Source organism: Bifidobacterium rousetti, from assembly GCF_008698235.1.
Classification (GTDB): Bacteria; Actinomycetota; Actinomycetes; order Actinomycetales; family Bifidobacteriaceae; genus Bifidobacterium; species Bifidobacterium rousetti.
Window position 1 is genome coordinate 223,055 of the sequence record NZ_PEBH01000002.1, and the last position, 17,823, is coordinate 240,877.

The 17,823-nt window shown below is 66.4% G+C and carries 20 protein-coding genes and 1 riboswitch; all 20 genes read right to left on the reverse strand.

Annotation, left to right across the window (positions count from 1 at the left end):
• Positions 1–14: 14 nt before the first annotated feature.
• Positions 15–1,484, reverse strand: coding sequence for a potassium transporter TrkG (locus CSQ85_RS03460; RefSeq protein WP_150382864.1), 1,470 nt, complete (start codon positions 1,482–1,484; stop codon positions 15–17).
• Between the two features lie 53 nt (positions 1,485–1,537).
• Entirely contained in the window at positions 1,538–2,320 is a 783-nt protein-coding gene (locus CSQ85_RS03465; protein ID WP_223846808.1) for a TlyA family RNA methyltransferase, read from the reverse strand.
• A gap of 7 nt (positions 2,321–2,327) precedes the next feature.
• A complete protein-coding gene (locus tag CSQ85_RS13010; protein ID WP_190972893.1) occupies positions 2,328–2,489 on the reverse strand; it encodes a hypothetical protein in 162 nt (53 codons plus the stop codon).
• The gene (locus CSQ85_RS03470) at positions 2,486–3,526 is read right to left on the reverse strand and encodes an HAD-IIA family hydrolase (protein WP_150383037.1); all 1,041 of its coding nucleotides are present in this window, start codon (positions 3,524–3,526) and stop codon (positions 2,486–2,488) included. Before CSQ85_RS03470 ends, CSQ85_RS13010 begins: the two co-directional genes overlap by 4 nt.
• Positions 3,527–3,537: 11 nt before the next feature.
• On the reverse strand, positions 3,538–5,472 hold the full coding sequence (locus CSQ85_RS03475) for a tetratricopeptide repeat protein (RefSeq protein ID WP_150382865.1): 1,935 nt from the start codon (positions 5,470–5,472) through the stop codon (positions 3,538–3,540).
• Positions 5,473–5,507: 35 nt separating this feature from the next.
• Positions 5,508–6,830: a tyrosine--tRNA ligase gene (gene tyrS, locus CSQ85_RS03480; RefSeq protein ID WP_150382866.1), complete on the reverse strand. Its 1,323-nt coding sequence runs from the start codon at positions 6,828–6,830 to the stop codon at positions 5,508–5,510.
• Positions 6,831–7,017: 187 nt separating this feature from the next.
• Positions 7,018–7,878, reverse strand: a complete 861-nt coding sequence (locus tag CSQ85_RS03485; RefSeq protein WP_150382867.1) for a putative ABC transporter permease — start codon at positions 7,876–7,878, stop codon at positions 7,018–7,020.
• On the reverse strand, positions 7,875–8,375 hold the full coding sequence (locus tag CSQ85_RS03490) for an HD domain-containing protein (RefSeq protein ID WP_107041070.1): 501 nt from the start codon (positions 8,373–8,375) through the stop codon (positions 7,875–7,877). Before CSQ85_RS03490 ends, CSQ85_RS03485 begins: the two co-directional genes overlap by 4 nt.
• A gap of 213 nt (positions 8,376–8,588) precedes the next feature.
• Positions 8,589–9,035, reverse strand: coding sequence for a rhodanese-like domain-containing protein (locus CSQ85_RS03495; RefSeq protein ID WP_223846809.1), 447 nt, complete (start codon positions 9,033–9,035; stop codon positions 8,589–8,591).
• Between the two features lie 60 nt (positions 9,036–9,095).
• Positions 9,096–9,932 (reverse strand): thiazole biosynthesis adenylyltransferase ThiF, encoded by an 837-nt coding sequence (gene thiF, locus CSQ85_RS03500; protein WP_150382868.1) that lies wholly within the window; start codon positions 9,930–9,932, stop codon positions 9,096–9,098.
• Positions 9,932–10,801: a thiazole synthase gene (locus tag CSQ85_RS03505; RefSeq protein ID WP_107041068.1), complete on the reverse strand. Its 870-nt coding sequence runs from the start codon at positions 10,799–10,801 to the stop codon at positions 9,932–9,934. Before CSQ85_RS03505 ends, thiF begins: the two co-directional genes overlap by 1 nt.
• A gap of 190 nt (positions 10,802–10,991) precedes the next feature.
• Positions 10,992–11,186 (reverse strand): sulfur carrier protein ThiS, encoded by a 195-nt coding sequence (gene thiS, locus CSQ85_RS03510; RefSeq protein WP_107041067.1) that lies wholly within the window; start codon positions 11,184–11,186, stop codon positions 10,992–10,994.
• A gap of 261 nt (positions 11,187–11,447) precedes the next feature.
• Positions 11,448–11,550: riboswitch (TPP riboswitch) on the reverse strand.
• A gap of 30 nt (positions 11,551–11,580) precedes the next feature.
• On the reverse strand, positions 11,581–13,053 hold the full coding sequence (gene argH / locus CSQ85_RS03515) for an argininosuccinate lyase (protein WP_150382869.1): 1,473 nt from the start codon (positions 13,051–13,053) through the stop codon (positions 11,581–11,583).
• A gap of 145 nt (positions 13,054–13,198) precedes the next feature.
• On the reverse strand, positions 13,199–13,600 hold the full coding sequence (locus CSQ85_RS03520) for a restriction endonuclease (protein ID WP_263390559.1): 402 nt from the start codon (positions 13,598–13,600) through the stop codon (positions 13,199–13,201).
• Positions 13,601–13,709: 109 nt separating this feature from the next.
• On the reverse strand, positions 13,710–13,925 hold the full coding sequence (locus CSQ85_RS03525; RefSeq protein ID WP_223846811.1) for a DUF3791 domain-containing protein: 216 nt from the start codon (positions 13,923–13,925) through the stop codon (positions 13,710–13,712).
• A 52-nt stretch (positions 13,926–13,977) separates the two neighbouring features.
• The gene (locus CSQ85_RS03530) at positions 13,978–14,166 is read right to left on the reverse strand and encodes a hypothetical protein (protein WP_223846812.1); all 189 of its coding nucleotides are present in this window, start codon (positions 14,164–14,166) and stop codon (positions 13,978–13,980) included.
• A 91-nt stretch (positions 14,167–14,257) separates the two neighbouring features.
• A complete protein-coding gene (locus CSQ85_RS13610; RefSeq protein ID WP_223846813.1) occupies positions 14,258–14,434 on the reverse strand; it encodes a DUF3990 domain-containing protein in 177 nt (58 codons plus the stop codon).
• Positions 14,435–14,958: 524 nt separating this feature from the next.
• The gene (locus tag CSQ85_RS03540) at positions 14,959–16,197 is read right to left on the reverse strand and encodes an argininosuccinate synthase (RefSeq protein ID WP_150382870.1); all 1,239 of its coding nucleotides are present in this window, start codon (positions 16,195–16,197) and stop codon (positions 14,959–14,961) included.
• Positions 16,198–16,300: 103 nt separating this feature from the next.
• Positions 16,301–16,804: an arginine repressor gene (gene argR / locus CSQ85_RS03545; RefSeq protein ID WP_107041063.1), complete on the reverse strand. Its 504-nt coding sequence runs from the start codon at positions 16,802–16,804 to the stop codon at positions 16,301–16,303.
• A complete protein-coding gene (gene argF / locus CSQ85_RS03550) occupies positions 16,801–17,766 on the reverse strand; it encodes an ornithine carbamoyltransferase (protein ID WP_150382871.1) in 966 nt (321 codons plus the stop codon). The genes argR and argF overlap by 4 nt, the downstream gene beginning before the upstream one ends.
• Positions 17,767–17,823 lie beyond the last annotated feature (57 nt).

The following is a 17,823-nucleotide window of genomic DNA, read 5'->3' on the forward strand; positions in this document are numbered from 1 at the left end:
GGCCAATTCCTAGGTCAGCCGACGGAGACGGCCTCCTGCGGGTAGTGGACGACGGTGTCGTCGGCGGAGCGGGTCTTGTTGATCGCGTAGGCGATGGTCATCGGCCCGATGCGTCCGAACGCCATCACCGCGGCGAGGATGTACAGCGACGCCGTGTTGTCGATGTCGGTGACGCCCAGCGTGTACCCGCCGAGGCTGAACGCGGAGCACGTCTCGAACAGCGTGTCGGTCAGCGATCGCCCGGTCACCTGCATCAGGGCGATCGACGCGACGAACACCACCGTCGCGCAGGACATCGTCACGCTCACCGCCGTCCTGAGCACACGGTCCGGGATACGCCGACGGAACGCGTTCACCTCGCCGCGCCCGCGGAACGTGGCGACCGTCGTGAGCAGGAGCAGCGCGAACGTGGTCACGCGGATGCCGCCGGCGGTCGACGAGCTGCCTCCGCCGATGAACATGATCAGGCACATGAACACCTTCGTGGTCTCGCTCACCTGCGGCACCCACGACAGGTCGAACCCGGAGGTGCGCGGGGCCACGGCCACGGACAAGGCGCCCTGCAGACGGGTGGAGACGTCGGCGTTGCCGAACAGGAACGGGTTGTTCCACTCGTCGAGCAGGAACCACACCAGCGAGACGCCGACGATGGCGAACGTCGTCACCAGCGTGAGCTTCGTGTTGAGCGTCCAGTTCCGGGGACGGACGCGGTAGCGCATCGAACGCAGCAGGTCGAGGATCACGGGGAAGCCGAGCGTGCCGCAGAAGGCGCTGATCAGGATCGGCATCCCCACGCTCCAATGGTTGACGTGCAGGCCGGCCGCGTCCGGCGTGAACCCCGTGTTGTTGAACGCCGCCACCGCGTAGAACAGCGACTCCCAGGCCGTGTGCCGCCATTGGAACCCGTTGAGCCTGAGCAACGGCGGAAACAGGACGAGGAACGTGACGACCTCCATGATGACCGTGGTGCCGAGCACGATGGACAGCACGCCGCGCGTCTCGGCGATCTTCGAGGTGCCGAGCTCGTGCGCGGTCACCAGCTGCTGGGAGACGCGCAGCCGCCGGCTGGTGACGATCATGATGAGCGAGGCGAACGTCATCACGCCGATGCCGCCCATCTGGATGGCCACGAGGATGACGGCCTGACCGAACAGCGTCCAGTGCGTGGTCATGTCCACCACCGGTATGCCGCAGGTCGACAGCGCCGAGACGGCGGTGAACAGCGCCACATGGAACGAGGTCGAGCCCTCCTCGCGCGAGGCGACGGGCAGGAGCAGCATCATCGTGACGGTGAACGTCAGCAGGCCGAAATAGACGATGGTGAACGTGCCGGGACGCGCCAGCATGCGGTCACGCAGCGGCTCCCTGTGGGATCGGCGGCGTCCGGGGTCGCCGCCTTCCGCAGGCGGCGTGGAGAACCACCATGACAGCCCCCTCGATGCGTCGCCGTTTTCGCCGCTTTCATCGAAATCATGGTCGGACATGGCTCCATCGTGACTCAAGGCGTGGATGAAGGGAAGCCGGGAGGCTGATCAGGTCAGGAGCGGCACACGGCGTACAGCAGCCATTCGGCGTTGCCGTGGGTGCCTTCGATGGGGCTCGGCGCCGTCGCGACGACCTCGAGCCCGTGCTCTCGCGCGCAGGCGACGATGTCGTCGAGCGCCTGCGCGCGCAAGGTCTCGCTGACGACGATGCCGTGCCGGTCGAGGCCTTCGCGGCCCACCTCGAACTGGGGTTTGACGAGGAGCACGACGCGCGCGCCCGGAGCGGCGATGCGGGCGACGACCGGGATCACGTAGGTCAGGGAGATGAAGGAGACGTCGGAGACGATCATCGCCGGACGATAGGGCAGATCGTCGGCCTCGACGTCACGGATGTTGACGCCGCTCATCTCGATGACGCGGGGATCGTCCGCGACGCGCGGGTCGAGCTGGCCGTGGCCGACGTCGAGGGCGATGACGTGGGTGGCGCCGCGGCGCAGCAGCACCTGCGTGAATCCGCCGGTGGAGGCGCCGATGTCGAGGCAGTCGAGGCCCTTGGGGTCGGCGAGCCCGTCGGCGGCGAACCGCTCGAACGCGCCGACGAGCTTGTAGGCGCCGCGCGAGACGTAGTCGTCGCCCTTGTCGACGACGATGCGCGTGTGCGCGGCGTCGCCGATCGCGAACGCCGGCTTGGTGACGACCGTCCCGTTGACGGTGACCTTGCCGGCCTTGATGAGGCGCTGGGCCTTGGAGCGCGAGTCGACCACTCCCCCGGCGACGAGCCACAGGTCGAGCCGGTCGGGCATGTCGATGGCGTCCGCGGTATCGAAGTCGTTCATGGGCGCCTCACTTGCCGATGTCGTCGAGCTCACGCCGCAGCCCGTCCAGCACGTCGCGGAACGCCGCGATGCGCTGCTCGTCGTCCAGACGGTCGATGTCGGCGAGCCGCGGGAACCGCTTGGTCAGCGGCTCCCGGTCGGGCTCCGTCGGCTGTTCGTTATCGATCACAGCGTGAACTCCGGCAGAGTGGCCCCGCTCATGTCCACGCCGTTGTCGGCGGCCTGCCATGCGGCGCAGATCGCGGCGCGCATCGCGTCGACCGACGTCACATCGGAGACGGAAAGCTCGTTCGACATACTGTCGAACGATGCACTGGCATCGCCGCACGTCCAGCGGCCGTCGCCATGGTCGACGGGCTCGGGCATGGTCTCGGCAAGCGCGCGCAGGTCCGGCGCCACGTAGGTGGGGCGCAGGTGGGCGGGCGCGAGCATGAGCTCGTGCGGGTTGGTGACGCCGGTGAGGACCGCGAGCGAATCGTATCCGCCGCGGTTGCCCGCCTCGATGTCGGTGTCGAGGCGGTCGCCGATCGCGATCGAATGTTCCTTGGGCACGAGGTCGAAGCCTTCGGAGGCGTTGAGTTCGCGTGCCTCGTCGTACATGTACGCCTCGGGCTTGCCGGCGGAGGCCACCGGTTCGACGCCGGTGGCGGCGATCACGGCGCGAATCATCGACCCGCATCCGGGGGCGATGCCGAGCTCGCGCGGGATGGTCAGGTCGCGGTTGGTCACGAAGTACGTGGCGCCGGCCTCGACCGCGAACGCGGCGTTGGCCATCATCTGCCACGTCATCTGCGGGAACCATCCCTGGATCACGGCGACGGGACGTGCCTCGGGATCGTCGGTGACGACGAGTCCGGCGCGGGTGACCTCCTCGCGCAGGTGCTCGGCGCCGACGACCAGCACGGTGGAGCCGGCGGGCACGGCCTTGGCGACCATGCGCGCAGCCACCACGGACGAGGTGATGACCTGCCACGGTTCGACGTCGAGGTCGAAGCCCCGCAGCTGCTCGGCGACGACGCTCTGGAAGCGCGACGAGTTGTTCGTCGTGTACTCGATGGTCATGCCGGCCTTCTCGGCCGCGCGGATCGAGTCGGCGGCGTGCTCGACCGGGTTCTTGCCGCGGTAGACCACGCCGTCAAGGTCGAGCAGCGCGAGCTGGTAGGCCTCGGCGAGCGGCTTCGTGGTGCCCTTGAGGAATCGCGTCATGCCGGGCCCGCTCACGCCTGCTCGTCGGCGGTCTTGGCCTCGGCCTCAGCCTCGGGTTCGGCCTCAGCCTCCTCGGCCTCGGCGTGCTCCTCGACGGCCTCGGTCTCTGCGCCCTCGGGTTCCGCGTCCGCCTCGGCGCCGTCGACCGCCTCCTCGGACGGGGCCTGCGTCTCGTCCTCGTCGGCCGGCTCGCCGTCGACGCTCTCGGCGGACTCGTCGCCGTGGTTCACGCCCTCGTCGGACTCCTCGTCCTCCGGCGCGTACTGCGCGTCGTCGTCGGTGATGCCGAGCTTCTCGAGGACCTCCGGGTCCTCCAGATGCTCGAGATCGTGGTCGATGACCACGTCGTCGCTCTCCTCGTCCTCGTCGAAGTCGGCGTACTGGTCCTCGAGCTTCTCGATCACCTGATCCAGCTCGATGGCCTCGTCGTTGCGTCCGGCCTCCTCGAGGAACAGCTGCTCGGCCTGCAGCGCGCGCATGCGGTAGGCGCCCGGCAGACCCTTGGAACGACCGAGCGTGTGCACGATCTCGATGGCCTTGTCCCACAGCTCCAGGTCGGCGAGCGCGCCGGCGTAGACGAGGAACATCTCGGCCTTGGACTCGCCGCGCAGCGCCTTGGCGTCGTCGGAGGAGACGATCTCGATGGCCTTCTTCGGGTTGCCGAGACCACGCTCGCAGTCGGCGATGAACGGCAGGTAGTCGGCGTATCGGTTCATGCGGTACGCGGTGCGGAACTCGCGCAGGGCGAGCTTGTAGTCGCCCTTGCGGTAGGCGATGAAGGCGAGCGTCTCGCGCGCGAAGTCGATGCGCGACGCCTGCTTGGCGGCCCACTGGGCGTGCTCGAGCGCGGCGTCGGGATCGTCCTCGATGAGCGTGTACGCGGCGAGGATGTGCAGGCCGATGTTCTCGGCGTGCTCCTTGGACAGGCCGCGCAGACGCTCGCGCTCGTCCTTGGAGAGCATGGCCCACACGAGGCCCTTCGGCATCTTCGGCTCGTTCGGTCGACGGTCGGTGTACGGGTTCTGCGAGGGGAAGCTCATCGTGCCGTCGGAGTTGCGACGCGGACGGCTCATGTACTCGCTGCGCTTGTGCTCGCGGTACTCGCGCTTCTCCTCGTCGCTGAAGGAGCGACGCTCGGCCTGCTGATCGTCACGGCGGTCGTCGCGCTGGTAGCGCGGGTTGGCGTCGCGACGCGGACCCTTGTCGTCCCTGTGGAAGTCGCGACGCTCGCCGCCCTTGCGGAAGCCGCCGTCCTTATGGAAGTCCTTATGGAAGCCGCCCTCCTTGCGCGGGCCGCGGTGGAAGTCGCGACGCTCGCCGCCCTCACCGGCGCCCTCACGACGGTCGTCACGACGGAAATCGCGATCACCGTCACGGCGGAAACCGCCCTTGCCGCCGTCACGACGCGGACCCTTGTGGAAGTCCTTGCGGAAGCCGCCCTCCTTGCGGAAGCCGCCCTCCTGACGCGGGCCGCGATGGAAGTCGCGACGCTCCTCGCCCTCGCCGGCGCCCTGACGGTCGTCACGACGGAAATCGCGATCGCCGTCCTTGCGGAAGCCGCCGCGCGGGCCGCCGAACGACTTGCCGCCGTCACGGCGGAAGCCGCCCTTGCCGGAGCCGTAGCCGCCACGGCCGTTGCCGCGGAAGCCGCCGTCCTGACGCGGGCCGCGGTGGAACTCGCGGCGCTCGCCGCCCTCGCCGGCGCCCTCACGACGATCATCACGACGGAAATCGCGATCGCCGTCCTTGCGGAAGCCGTCCTTATGGAAGCCGCCGGACTTGCCGTATCCGCCGCGAGAGCCTCCGAACGACTTGCCGCCGTTGCCGCGCGGCTTGAATCCCCTGCCGCCGCGGCCGGACGGACGGCCCGAACCGGAGCCCCCGTGGCCGTAGCCGCCCTTGCGTCCGCCGAACGACTTGCCGGAACGCTCGTTGCCTTCTGCCATGTGTATGCCTTTCCTGAAATTTCCTGGAATACGGATCAGTGCTTCTCGACGGCGCCGAGGGCCTTCTTGCCACGGCGGATCAGCGCGAAGCGGCCCTGGAGGAAGTCGCCCTCGCCGAGCGTGGCCTCCTCGTCCTCGACGCGCCCGTTGTTGAGGTACACGCCTCCGGCCTTGATCGCGCGGCGAGCCTCGGACGCGGTCTTGAACAGGCCCGCGGCCTGCGCGGCGTCGATCACGCGGTCGCCCGCGGACGCGGCCGGGAAGACGTGCTCGCCGTTCTCGTCGACGACCTTGAAGCCGTCGAGCACGGACTCGAGCGTCGCCTCGTCGATCTCGTCGAGGCTGCCGCCGCGGCCGAACAGCGCGGCGGAGGCGTCGATCGCGGCCTGCGTCGCGGCCTCGCCGTGCACGAAGCTGGTGACCTCCCACGCGAGTGCCTTCTGCGCCTCGCGCTTGCCCGGATTGGTCTTCGACTCCTCGACCAGACGTTCGATCTCGGCCTTCGGCAGGAAGGTGAACGCCTTGAGCAGGCTCTCCATCTCCACGTCCGGACGGTTGATCCAGAACTGGTAGAACTTGTACGGCGAGAGCATCGTCGGATCGATCCACACGGCGTTGCCCTCGGACTTGCCGAACTTCTTGCCCTGCGCGTCGGTGATGATCGGGCTGGTGAACACGTTGACGTCCACGCCGCGCACCTTGTGGATCAGGTCCAGGCCGGAGGTGAGGTTGCCCCACTGGTCGGAGCCGCCCAGCTCGAGCGTGCAGTGGTACTCGTCGTACAGGTGGAGGAAGTCGTTGCCCTGCAGCACCTGGTAGCTGAACTCGGTGAAGGAGATGCCCTCCTCCGAGTTGAGGCGGCGGGCCACGGTGTCCTTGGCGAGCATCGTGCCGAGTCGGAAGTTCTTGCCGACGTCGCGCAGGAAGTCGATGACATTCATCTGCGCGGTCCAGTCGTAGTTGGACACGAAGCGTACCGGGTTGTCGCCGTCGGCGACGAGGATGCCGCCGATCTGCTTCTTCAGACGCTCGGCCCAGCCGGCCACAACGTCCTTCGGGTTGAGCGTGCGCTCGCCCGACTGACGCGGATCGCCGATCAGACCGGTGGCGCCGCCGACCAGCGCGATCGGGTGGTGACCCGCCGCCTGCAGGTGACGCATGTTGATGAGCTGGACAAGGTTGCCGATGTGCAGGGACGCGGCCGTCGGGTCGAACCCGCAATAATAGGTGATCGGCTCTCCGTTCAATGCCTTCGCGAGTCGATCCCGGTCCGTGGACTGGGAAATCAACCCGCGCCATTCCAGTTCATCGAGCAGGGTGTCGAATCCCGCCTCTTTGAAATCGATGACGTGAGCCATAACCATTGTCTCCCTATCGAATTGTGGGCATAATGCGTCTAATAGTCTCGCAGGACAGGCCGACAGTGCATGTGCGGGAAAGATGACCGGGCATCATTACGAAGCAGTGGTTTATCTCTCCCCCAGTCAGCCTGCGGCTGCCAGCCCCCTCATCAGAGGGGGCCTGCTGCGGAATGATACGGAATTACTACTTGCGGCTGTCGCCCCGGCGCAGCTGGTTCAACGCCTCACGCAGCTGCTGGAGGGCCTCGTTGTTGCGGCTGGCGCGCAGCTTCGGGAAGGAGGCGATCATACGGCGTTGCTGGCGGTTGAACGCGGAATCGGCCGTCTCGCGCAGACGCATCATGAATTCGGTCGACATCTCGCGGCCGGAACGCAGGCCGGAACGCAGGCCGGAATACAGCGATTCGCCGACCTTTCCGCCGACGCCGCCGGCCATGCCGGTTGCGCCGTCCACCACGTCGCCGACCTTCTCGCGCATCACGTCGCCGTACCTGGCCGCCTTGGCGATCGCGTCCTTGAACCGTTCGAGGCTCTTGTCGAAGTCGATGATGCCGACCACGGTGACGATCGTGTCCGCCACGGTCAGGGCGAACAGCGTGACGAACAGCCAGTGGACCGCCGCAAGCGGGATCATGGCGGTGACACGCGCCACCTCGGGCTGGACGACGTCGACGATCACCACTCCGCCGACGCCGAAGATCAACGCGCCGTACAGGCAGATGCGCCCGTTGAGATTGAACGGGAAATGCGAGTAGTCCCACCAGCGCGCGTGGAACAGCAGCTCCATCACCCACGAGGTCACGTACTCGAGCAGGCACGCGCCGACGGCCGAGATGACGAACAGGAGGATCGGGTTGTCGACCTCTCCCAGCACGACGACGCCCAGCACCGCGCCGGTGCCGTAGATCGGGCACAGCGGCCCGTTGAGGAAGCCGCGGTTGACCGGACGACGCTCCTGCACGGACACGAGGATCGACTCGTACACCCAGCCGCAGAAGCTGTAGAACAGGAACCAGAGGAACAGGTACTCGACCGCAAGCGTCACGCGGGCACCTCGCCCTTGTTGAAGCGGTCGAGGGAGAGCGTCTCGCGTGTGGCGGAGAGCTTGTCGGCGACGGTGACGAGATACCCCTCGACGTAGCGCGGCGGCGTCGGGGTCATCGGGAACATGTGGTTGGCGATCGAATCGCGTTCGATCGCGTTCAGGCGGAAGTCCCGCAGCGCGTTGCGCAGGGCCGCGCCGCCGTGGGTGAAGCCGTGCAGTCGGTGCTCGCCGCCGTCCCAGTCGTGCCAGTCGTACAGGAAGTAGTCGTGCAGCAGGGCGGCGCGGATCAGCGATTTCAGATCGACGTGACGCCACAGGTGCGCGCGGTCGGCGATCCACACCGCGAGGCACGCCACGCGGATCGAATGGGCGAACGTGGAGACGTTGCCGTGCTGGAAGCAGCGGCGTTCGATCTGCATGTGCTCGTGTTCGATGACTTCGCGGCCGTGCACGGCGACCAGCTCCCGGATCTGCGTGCGCGTGAGCAGACGTGACATGGTATCGGTCCTTTGCGGGGTTGCTGTACGGGTTCTCCCGTGCGACGGTTCAGACACGACGGTTCAGACACGACGGTTCGGCCGATCGCACGACGGTTTCCGATCGCTCGACGGTTCCGATCGGATTGTCGTGCGATCCTCCCGGCTGATTCTAGGCCGCCCCGTACGGGCGCACGCTCATCCGCGAGGACGATTCCACGGGGCTTTCACCGTTCACGCAAGCCCGTGCGATTCGGCATACTCGCGGTAGGCTCGGAACCCGCCCTCGAGGCTCGCCACCTCGTAGCCGCGGTCGGCGAGGATCTCGGCGACCTCCTCGCTCCACCAGCCCTCGGTGCAGTAGACGACGACCATGCGGGTCTTCGGCACGGTCCTCAGCACCTTGGCCAGAGGGTCGAGCGGCGCGTTGATCGCGCCCGCGATCGGGTACGCGGCCACGTCGGCCGGCTCGCGCAGGTCGAGCAGGGTGACGGGTGTCGTTCCCGCCGGTTCAGCCGGTTCAGCCGGTTCAGCCGGTTTCGCAGTCCCCGACGCGACGATGGCGGCGAACTCGGCCGGGCCGATGCGCCGGAACGCCGGCGAGGAATCGGCCGCATCCGCCGTATCGGCGGTATCGGCGGTATCGGCATCGTTCGCATGAAGATGCAGTGCAATGGACATATGGATCCTTCTCTTCCCCTATGGGCTTCCCCTCTCCAGGGCAGCTCTCAGACCCGCTCCTCAGGCCCGCTCCGCGGGATGGATCGCGCAGGCCGGCTGGACGTACCGCGCCGGGTCGAGCGAGGTGATCGTCGGCCTGTCGCCGCACACCGGACAGTCGGGCACATGGTCCGGCAGCGGCACGCGACGGATGTTCATCGTCAGCGCGTCGACGGTGAGCATGCGCCCGACCAGCGGCTCGCCCACGCCGATGATGAGCTTCAGCGCCTCGGTGGCCTCGAGGCTGCCGATCACGCCGACGACCGGGCCGAGCACGCCCGCCTCGCGGCAGGTCGGCACCTCGCCGGCGGCCGGCATGTCGCCGAACACGCATCGGTAGCAGGGCCCCTGACCGGGCACGACGGTCATCACCTGTCCGGCGAATCCGACGACGCCCGCGTGGATGAACGGCCTTCCGGCGAGCACGCAGGCGTCGTTGATGAGGAACTTGGCCGAGAAGTTGTCGGTCGCGTCGATCACCAGGTCGTAGCGTGCGATGAGGTCGGCGATGTTGGCCGCGTCGACCGGCTCGTCGCAGGTCTCGACGGCCGTGTCCGGGTTGATCGCGCGGATCGCCGCCGCGGCCGATTCGGCCTTGGGCTCGCCGATGCTCGCGGTGGTGTGGATGATCTGACGCTGCAGGTTGCTCAGGTCGACCGTGTCGCCGTCCGCGACGCCGATGCGGCCCACGCCGGCGGCCGCCAGATACAGCGCGATCGGAGAGCCGAGCCCGCCCGCGCCGATGACGAGCACGCTCGAGGCGAGCAGCCGCTTCTGCCCCTTGACGCCGACGCCACGCAGGATCAGATGGCGTGAATACCGTTCGAGCTGATCGTCCGAGAACGCCGTGGCCGTCATCAGTGCAGGTATCCCGTGGTCGGGCTGGACGGCACGGCGTGGCCTTCGGTCACCTTGCCGAGTCCGGACAGGTAGGCGGCGCGGCCGGCGTCGATCGCGTGCCTGAACGCCTCGGCCATGAGCGGGATGTTGCCGGCGGAGGCGACGGCCGTGTACGCCATGACCGCGTCCGCGCCCATCTCCATCGCGTCGCACGCCTGGCTCGGGCGTCCGATGCCGGCGTCGATGATGACCGGCACATGCGCGTTCGCGATGATGATCTCGATGAAGTCGCGCATCCTCAGGCCCATGTTGGAGCCGATCAGCGAGCCGAGCGGCATGACCGCGGCGGCGCCGGCCTCCTCGAGCTGACGCGCGGCGATCGGGTCGGGGAACATGTACGGCATGACCACGAACCCCTCCTTGGCGAGCATCTCGGTGGCGCGGATCGTCTCCGCGTTGTCGGGCAGCAGGTACTTGGTCTCGTGCTCGATCTCGACCTTGACGAAGTCGGTGTGGCACACCTCGCGGGCGAGCCGGGCGATGCGCACGGCCTCCTCGGCGTTGCGCGCGCCGGACGTGTTCGGCAGCAGCGTGATGCCCTCGGGGATGTAGTCGAGCACGCTGTTCTCGGTGGTGGTCGCGCGGCGCAGCGCCATCGTGACGATCTGGGTGCCCGCATGCTCGACGGTCGCCTTGATGAGGTTCAGGTCGTAGCGTCCGGAGCCGAGGATGAAACGGGACCGGAATTCGTGGCCGCCCAGATTGAGCGGCTTGTCCTCGACGGGCAGGATCGGCGCGGCGGTGCCGACCGGGTTGACGACCGCCGGCTGCGGGGGCAGCGGCGTCGCCTCGACGGATGCTTCGGTGACGGGGTTGATGTTGCTCATGATGGTTCCTTCCATTAGAACGGATCGACGTGTGATGAGGTGTGATGAAGTGCGGTTATACGACGGATTGTGCGATGTGCCGCTCGGCCCCCTCTGATGAGGGGGCTGTCAGCGAAGCTGACTGGGGGAGAGAAAAGCCGCGTTGCCCCATCAATGATGATTGACGAACACAAGCGCTACTTCCCTTTCCTCATCCCCCCTGAACGAACTGGACGATCTCCATGACGCACTGGTCGTCGAGCATCGTCTCCGCGCGCCTGTCGCGCGGGATGATCTCCCCGTTGAGTTCGATGGCGACGCGTCCCGCCCGGTATCCGTGCGCGTCGAGGTAGTCGGCGACGCTGACCGGCGCCTCCAACGCGACGTGTTCCCCGTTGACCTGCATGTTCCGTTCCCTCCGTTCGTTTGTGCCGCGCAATGCCTGCGCAATGCGTGCCGCGCAATGCAAAAGGGCACACGAATGTAAGCCGTACCCTAAGTGGTGCGCCCATTCATGTGCCCTGACATGCGACCCTGCATGAGTCCCTGTCTTCCACGGCCGGACGAGTAACAGCCGTGGAAGCCACGCCCCAAGCATGGCTGAGTTATATGGTGACGAACGGATCCAAAACGTCTGATCGGCGGGATCGGGGCTTCACTATGAAGAAACCAACACAACAACGATTCCTTACGGCGGCATGACCCGCGTCAAGTTCCCCGGTCGAAGCTTCGCGCTTCCTCTCAGCCTTTCGGCTCCCGTTCGTTATGTGCCCCAGTCTAGATGCCGACGCTGACAACCGTCAGAACGTGCCCGGCGCCTTGTAGGACGGGCCGTCGGAGGTGGAGTCGGCGAAGACCTTGAGCTCCTCCAGCTCGCGCTTGGCGTCGACGATCTGCTCGCGCACGCGGCCGTAGGCGGTGCCGCCCTTGCCGTTGCGGGAGTCGACCGAACCGTGCGACGAGAGCACCTCGCGCACGCCCGGCGCCTTGTCGGCGGGCAGGAACGCGGCGAACGTGGACGCGAAGTCCTCGTCGGTCAGATCCCACAGCTCCTGGCCGCGGCCCTCGGCGATCTTCACGCACGCGCCGGAGAGCTCGTGGGCGTGGCGGAACGGCACGCCGTTCTTGACGAGCCATTCGGCGATGTCGGTGGCGAGCGCGAATCCGGTCGGCGCCTCGGCCTCGAGACGGTCGGCGTCGAAGCGCATGGTGCGCACCATGCCGGTGAAGGCGGGCAGCAGCACCTCGAGCGTGTCGACCTGATCGAACACGGCCTCCTTGTCCTCCTGCAGGTCGCGCGCGTACGCGGTGGGCAGGCCCTTCAGGGTCGCGAGCAGACCGGTCAGGTCGCCGATCAGTCGGCCGGACTTGCCGCGCGCCAGCTCGGCGATGTCCGGGTTCTTCTTCTGCGGCATGATCGAGGAGCCTGTGGAGTAGGCGTCGTCGAGCCTGACGAAGGCGAACTCCTGCGTGTTCCAGATGATGATCTCCTCGCTCAGGCGGGAGATGTCGACGCCGGTCATCGCGGCGACGAACGCGAATTCGGCGACGAGGTCGCGCGAGGCGGTGCCGTCGATCGAGTTGTCGGTCACGCGGGAGAAGCCGAGCTCGCGGGCGACGGCCTCCGGGTCGGTGCCGAGCGTGTTGCCGGCGAGCGCGCCGGAGCCGTATGGGGAGGCGTTGATGCGCTTGTCCCAGTCGACGAGGCGTTCGACGTCGCGCAGCAGCGGCCAGGCGTGGGCCATGAGCTGGTGGGCGAGCAGGACGGGCTGGGCGTGCTGCATGTGGGTGCGGCCGGGCATGACGGTGCGGCCGGCCTTCTCGCTCTGGGCGATCAGGGCGTTGACGAGGTCGAGCAGAAGCTTCGCGATGACGCGGGAGTGGCGGCGCAGCCACATGCGGATCAGGCAGGCGATCTGGTCGTTGCGGGAGCGTCCGGCCCTGAGCTTGCCGCCGAGCTCGTCGCCGGCGATGTCGATGAGGCCGCGCTCCAGTGCGGTGGCCTCGTCCTCGTCGTCCTCGATCGGGGCGAAGGAGCCGTCGTCGACGTGACGCTGCAGCGTGTCGAGCGCGTCCTCCATGCGCTTGAGCTCCTCGTCGGTGAGGAGTCCGGCGCGGCCGAGGGCGCGGGCGTGGGCGCGGGAGCCGGCGATGTCGTCGTCCGCGAGTCGCCAGTCGAACTGGGTGGACTTGGACAGGCGGGCGAGCTCGGCGGACGGCCCGGAGGTGAAGCGGCCGCCCCACAGGGCGAGGTGTTCGGTGTTTTCGGCCATATGCTGCTCCTTACGAGGTTCGGTTCTGCTTGGGTTTGTCATGCGTTTTCGACCGTATGCCAGCCTATCAGCGTTGCACTACATAGCGTCGCGGCCGTTCGGTTGCTTGTTCCTGGTCGTTGTGGTTCTCCTGCTTCTGATCTTCTTATTCTTCGTCCGCGTATTCGTTGAAAATGTCGCTGTCCACGGCTTTGATCTCGTAGGTCCTGCGGGTGCTGACACCGAAATCATGCTCGATCATCAGTTGTGCGAGCTTGTGCCCGTCCACAAGGATGATGTGCTGGAGCTTCGCATAGTCGATCGCCTGCCTGCTGAATTTCGCGGTGGTGACGAACAATCCCCTGCCGCCGCGCCCTGCGATGGCACCGACAAACTTCTGAATGTCCGGCCTTCCCACGGTCTGATCCTCGGCGTAGCGCTTGGCCTGCACGTAGATCAAATCGAAGCCGAGCTTGTCCTCCATGATGATGCCGTCGATGCCCTCGTCCCCGGTGATCGGCGTCATCTGATTCGCCGAGTCGAAGGCTCCATATCCCATCTTCGCCATCAGATCGAGCCTCCCCTCCATATGAGCCTCTCACCGAATGGTGCTCGGGTTGAACCTGACGGTTTCAGGATGCATAGGCTGACCCGTTGCAGGAGATCATGTGGCCCCCTCACCACTTGTGTTCGCCGGTGGCCACAAGGTGATCGATATCCTCATAGGCGTTGCGGATACTTTCCTGGTGGTACATCTCGTACATGTCGTAGATCTCCTGCGTGACGCCGCGTTCGTCCCATTCGCGCAGCACATCGGAGGTTGAACGGTTATTGTCTCCCGCATACTTCTCCAGCAGATAGATGAAGAAGCTCATTTCACGCGTCAATCTCATCCCTCCTCAAGTACAGCGAATCCCGGGGATCCCCCGCGATCTGTTCGACCTCTCACATGTCGAAGATGCCCTCAGGAGGAAAGTCGGTCATCGCCAATTCCGGGTCGCGCAGCATGGCGTATGTCTGTGAATGGATGAAGGATTCCAACGCCTTCATAGGAGAAAAACCGTATTTTCGGCATATCCGTTGCACGATCTCACGGTCGTAATAGATGAGCAATTCCCGTTCCAGCGTGGTCATGGTCGAATCACCTCGATGCAGGTCAGGGCGTCGATCGCCCGTTGCGTGCGAAACGCATACTGGTCCTTCAGTTTTTGCGGCAGCAGACGCTTCAAGGTCTCTTCCACGGGCTGCCTTTCCGCCGGCGTCTGGCAGACAATACCGCCCATCGCGAAGCCTGTTCCAGACTGCTGGTCAGGTAGAAGCCCGGTCCGAAATCCAAGCGACGATCCGAACGCAGCAGTCGTGGATTTCGAACCTCGACGTTGCTGCCGTGATACAAACGCATGACGTTGACCTCCTTGCCTCCGAACGAACATCTTGTCGAGCGACGATCTCTTGATGTTCCGCAGCAATTCCAACTTACGCCGATAAGGGTCGACGAGGCGAACGAACGCCAACCTTCCTTGAGCGCTCCTCATGGCGAGAGGTTCCCGTCACCTTGCAGCGCGCATCTCTCGCGGAACGGCTCCTGGCGGGAGATCGCCGTTGCCGTGTGACGGGAACCTCTCGTGAGGAAAACTCGTGGCGAGAGGGCTCCGTCATGCGGTGACACGAACCTCTCACTGGACGGCCTCCGGCGGGAGATTCACGCTCATCAGTGACGAGAACCTCTCGCCGAAGCCCCATCCCGCGAGAATCGCACCACGCAAAAGGCCTTCCTCCGGAACGGGTTCGGGAGGAAGGCCTTAGGGAAGGGGAGTCAGTCAGCGCCAGTCGGCGTCAGTCGGCATGTCAGCGAGACAACCGATCAGCGCCGGTGCGACGACCGACGACCAGCGACCAGCGACGACCGCGCGCGTCAGACTGACGTCACTCGACGGTGTTGGACGGCACTTCGATGCCGTTGCCGAACTTGACGTCGCGGGCGGCGGCGACGCGGCTCGGCAGACCGTAGATGTCGATGAAGCCGTTGGAGGACTTCGAGTCGAAGCTGTCGCCGGAGTCGTAGGTGGCGAGGTTGTAGTCGTACAGCGAGGAGTCGGAGCGACGGCCGGTGACGACCGCGCGGCCGCCGTGCAGGACCATGCGGATCTCGCCGGAGACGTACTTCTGGGTGTCCTCGATGAACGCGTTGAGCGACTGGGTGGCTGGGGAGAACCACTGCGCATCGTAGACCAGCTCGCCCCAGCGCTTGTCGATGTCGCGCTTGATGCGGTGCTGCTCGCGCTCGAGGCAGCAGTTCTCGAGCTCCTGGTGCGCGGTGATCAGGGCCACGGCGCCCGGGGCCTCGTACAGCTCGCGGGACTTGATGCCGACCAGACGGTCCTCGATCAGGTCGATGCGGCCGATGCCCTGGGCACCGGCGCGGCGGTTCATCTCCTCGATGGCCTGCAGCGGGGTGACGTCGCGGCCGTCGATCTTGACCGGGATGCCCTGCTTGAACTCGATGACGACCTCGTCCTCGACCGGCGGGAACGCGGGATCGTCGGTGTAGGAGTAGCAGTCCTTGGTCGGGCCGTTCCACGGGTCCTCGAGGAAGCCGGTCTCGATGGCGCGGCCCCACACGTTCTGGTCGATGGAGTACGGGGACTTCTCGGTCTGGACGATCGGCAGCTTGTGCTCCTTGGCGAACGCGATCTCGACGTCGCGGGTCAGGGCCAGGTCGCGGATCGGGCTGATGGCCTTCAGGGTCGGGTCGATGGAGGCGATGGACACCTCGAAGCGGACCTGGTCGTTGCCCTTGCCGGTGCAGCCGTGGGAGATCGTGTCGGCGCCGAACTGGTGGGCGGCGCGCACGAGGTGCTTGGAGATCAGCGGGCGGGAGATGGCGGAGACGAGCGGGTAGACGCCCTCGTACATCGCGTTGGCCTTGAGGGCCTTCATGCAGTACTCGTTGGCGAACTCGTCTCGCGCGTCGACGACGTACGCCTCGACGGCGCCGCAGGCGAGGGCGCGCTCCTTGATGGTCTCGAGGCTTTCGCCGCCCTGACCGACGTCGAGGGAGACGGCGACGACGTCCTTGCCGGTGCGCTCCTTCAGGTACGAGATCGCGACGGAGGTGTCAAGGCCGCCGGAATAGGCCAGTACGAGTCGATTGTTGTCTGCCATGGATTGCCTTTCTTCAAAAACAAACTGATGAAAGTATATACATAAGTCCGTATATTTATGCATCGACGGTGTGGCGCGTCTTGCGATGCGGACGCGCCACACCTCACTTCGACGCCAGCGCGAGCAGCCAGTCGGCGCGCATCGACGCGGACTCGTCGTCGGGGCAGATCACCATCACGGTGTCGTCTCCGGCGATCGTGCCGAGCACGCCGGCGAGCGGCTGCTTGTCGATGACGGACGCCACATACTGCGCCGCGCCCGACGGCGTGTGCACGACGATGAGGTTCCTCGCGGCGGCGACGGATGTGACCAACCCGCTCAGCACGCGCGACATCTGCGTCTCGACCTTCGTCATATCGGGATGCTCGTCGTCGGAGACGTGCCCCACGGCGTAGGCCATCGTCCCGTCGGGCAGGCGCTTCTTGAACGCGTTCATCTCGTCCAGATCGCGGCTCAGGGTCGCCTGCGTGACGGCGATGCCCTGATCGGCGAGGATCGCCGACAGCTGCGACTGGGACGTGACGACGTGGTTCGTCAACGCTTCCTCGATGGCGCTCAGCCGCGCCGCACGGGTCGTCGGACGCTGCAGGGAGCCGGATTCGCTCATGCGAGCAGGCTTTCGTCGCCGCGCGCCTTGCCGGTCAGCCAGGTCAGCAGCGCCTTCTGCGCGTGCAGACGGTTCTCGGCCTCGTCCCACACGACCGACTGCGGGCCGTCGATCACCGAGGCGGTGACCTCCTTGCCGCGGTAGGCGGGCAGGCAGTGTTGGAACAGCGCGTCGGGCTTGGCGAGCGCCATGAGCTCGTCGTTGACCTGATAGTGCCAGAACGGCTTGGAGCGGATCGCGTACTCGGCCTCCTCGCCCATCGACACCCAGGTGTCGGTGAACACGCAGTCGGCGTCCTTGACGGCCTCCTTCGCGTCGGTGGTCACGAGGATCGAACCGCCGTTCTCGGCCGCGATCGCTTCCGCGTCCGCGACGATGTCCGGACGGGGCAGGTAGCCCTGCGGGCCGGCGACGCGCACGTTCATGCCGGCGACCGCGCCGCCGAGCAGGTACGAGTTGGACATGTTGTTGGCCGCATCGCCCACGTACGCGATGGTCTGGTTCTTCAGGTTGTCGACGCCGCCGCGATGCTCGGCGATCGTCTGGAAGTCGGCGAGGATCTGACACGGGTGGAAGTCGTCGGTGAGCGCGTTGACGACCGGATGGGTGGAGTACTTCGCCATCTCCTCGACGCGATCCTGGCCGAAGGTGCGCCACACCACGCCGTAGGCCATGCGGTCGAGCACACGCGCGGTGTCGGCGACCGGCTCGCCGCGGCCAAGCTGGGAGCCGGACTTGTCGATGACCAGCGGGTAGCCGCCGAGTTCGGCGACGCCGATGGAGAAGCTGGAACGGGTGCGGGTCGACGGCTTGTCGAACAGCACCGCGACGGCCTTGGGGCCTGCGAACGGCTGCCTGTAGAAGCGGTCCTTGTGGAACTTGATGGCGAGTTCGAGGACCTGCTTCTGCTCCTCGTGGTTCAGGTCGTCGTCGCGCAGCATGTGACGCAGTTCGGGGGTCATGGTGATTGCTCTTTTCTTGTGACTGGATGACGCGAGGGGACGGATCGGCGGCGGGAA

Coding starts and splice junctions, on each gene's coding strand:
- argH (WP_150382869.1), bottom strand. CDS start 13,053: ATGGCCGAAAACACCGAACACCTCGCCCTGTGGGGCGGCCGCTTCACC.
- CSQ85_RS03525 (WP_223846811.1), bottom strand. CDS start 13,925: ATGAGATTGACGCGTGAAATGAGCTTCTTCATCTATCTGCTGGAGAAG.
- CSQ85_RS03530 (WP_223846812.1), bottom strand. CDS start 14,166: ATGACCACGCTGGAACGGGAATTGCTCATCTATTACGACCGTGAGATC.
- CSQ85_RS03475 (WP_150382865.1), bottom strand. CDS start 5,472: ATGGCAGAAGGCAACGAGCGTTCCGGCAAGTCGTTCGGCGGACGCAAG.
- thiS (WP_107041067.1), bottom strand. CDS start 11,186: ATGCAGGTCAACGGGGAACACGTCGCGTTGGAGGCGCCGGTCAGCGTC.
- CSQ85_RS03520 (WP_263390559.1), bottom strand. CDS start 13,600: ATGGCGAAGATGGGATATGGAGCCTTCGACTCGGCGAATCAGATGACG.
- CSQ85_RS03490 (WP_107041070.1), bottom strand. CDS start 8,375: ATGTCACGTCTGCTCACGCGCACGCAGATCCGGGAGCTGGTCGCCGTG.
- thiF (WP_150382868.1), bottom strand. CDS start 9,932: ATGACGGCCACGGCGTTCTCGGACGATCAGCTCGAACGGTATTCACGC.
- CSQ85_RS13610 (WP_223846813.1), bottom strand. CDS start 14,434: ATGCGTTTGTATCACGGCAGCAACGTCGAGGTTCGAAATCCACGACTG.
- tyrS (WP_150382866.1), bottom strand. CDS start 6,830: ATGGCTCACGTCATCGATTTCAAAGAGGCGGGATTCGACACCCTGCTC.
- CSQ85_RS03465 (WP_223846808.1), bottom strand. CDS start 2,320: ATGAACGACTTCGATACCGCGGACGCCATCGACATGCCCGACCGGCTC.
- CSQ85_RS03495 (WP_223846809.1), bottom strand. CDS start 9,035: ATGTCCATTGCACTGCATCTTCATGCGAACGATGCCGATACCGCCGAT.
- argF (WP_150382871.1), bottom strand. CDS start 17,766: ATGACCCCCGAACTGCGTCACATGCTGCGCGACGACGACCTGAACCAC.
- CSQ85_RS03505 (WP_107041068.1), bottom strand. CDS start 10,801: ATGAGCAACATCAACCCCGTCACCGAAGCATCCGTCGAGGCGACGCCG.
- argR (WP_107041063.1), bottom strand. CDS start 16,804: ATGAGCGAATCCGGCTCCCTGCAGCGTCCGACGACCCGTGCGGCGCGG.
- CSQ85_RS03540 (WP_150382870.1), bottom strand. CDS start 16,197: ATGGCAGACAACAATCGACTCGTACTGGCCTATTCCGGCGGCCTTGAC.
- CSQ85_RS03470 (WP_150383037.1), bottom strand. CDS start 3,526: ATGACGCGATTCCTCAAGGGCACCACGAAGCCGCTCGCCGAGGCCTAC.
- CSQ85_RS03460 (WP_150382864.1), bottom strand. CDS start 1,484: ATGTCCGACCATGATTTCGATGAAAGCGGCGAAAACGGCGACGCATCG.